The 713-nt window shown below is 17.8% G+C and carries 1 protein-coding gene; it reads right to left on the minus strand.

Annotated features, from left to right (window positions below):
- Positions 1-171: 171 nt before the first annotated feature.
- Entirely contained in the window at positions 172-432 is a 261-nt protein-coding gene (locus EHV01_RS06245) for a hypothetical protein (RefSeq protein ID WP_422066705.1), read from the minus strand.
- Positions 433-713 lie beyond the last annotated feature (281 nt).

Below are 713 nucleotides of genomic sequence, written 5' to 3' on the forward strand. Positions count from 1 at the left end.
TWATCAAATTTATCAAATTTCATAATTTTAGATTCCTATAATTTCTATTTTAAATATATTTTATAGGAATTTTAAAATAACTAGGTTATGCAAGAAGTCTATTATAGGAATTTTTATAAAAAGACTGATTGAAATCAGTCTTTTTATAAATTTATTTTTATTTTATTAGCTTTATAATGTTTTTATGTTTTCAATTTTAATATATTCTGAAACAATTCCTAAGATATCATCTTTAAAATATCAAATTGCAATACAAATTAAAGCAATAATTACTAATAAAATAATTGTATAAATAATTCGTTTAATTTTAAGATATTTAATAATTAAACATAATAAAATAATTACGATAACAGCAATTGTTGATGGCATTCCAATTGAAATAATTTTGTTTCAAATTTCTTTTGATTTTGTTATATTTGTTAAAAATAACATAGTTTTTTACCCTTTCTAAGTTGTAAAATTTATCATTCATTACCTTAACAGGTAAATTATATCAATTTTTTTATAATGAAATTGTAAAACATTTGCCTTAGGGTAATAAAAAAACGATTTGTAAGAAAATAAGAAGGATTTATGTGATTTACTTTTTTTGTCTTACCGAATTTTTATATATTAGACTTCTTGCATAACCTAGTTATTTTAAAATTCCTATAAAATATATTTAAAATAGAAATTATAGGAATCTAAAATTATGAAATTTGATAAANNTTTTW

This window comes from Spiroplasma sp. hy2 (assembly GCF_044714365.1).
Classification (GTDB): domain Bacteria; phylum Bacillota_I; class Bacilli_A; order Mycoplasmatales; family Mycoplasmataceae; genus Spiroplasma; species Spiroplasma phoeniceum.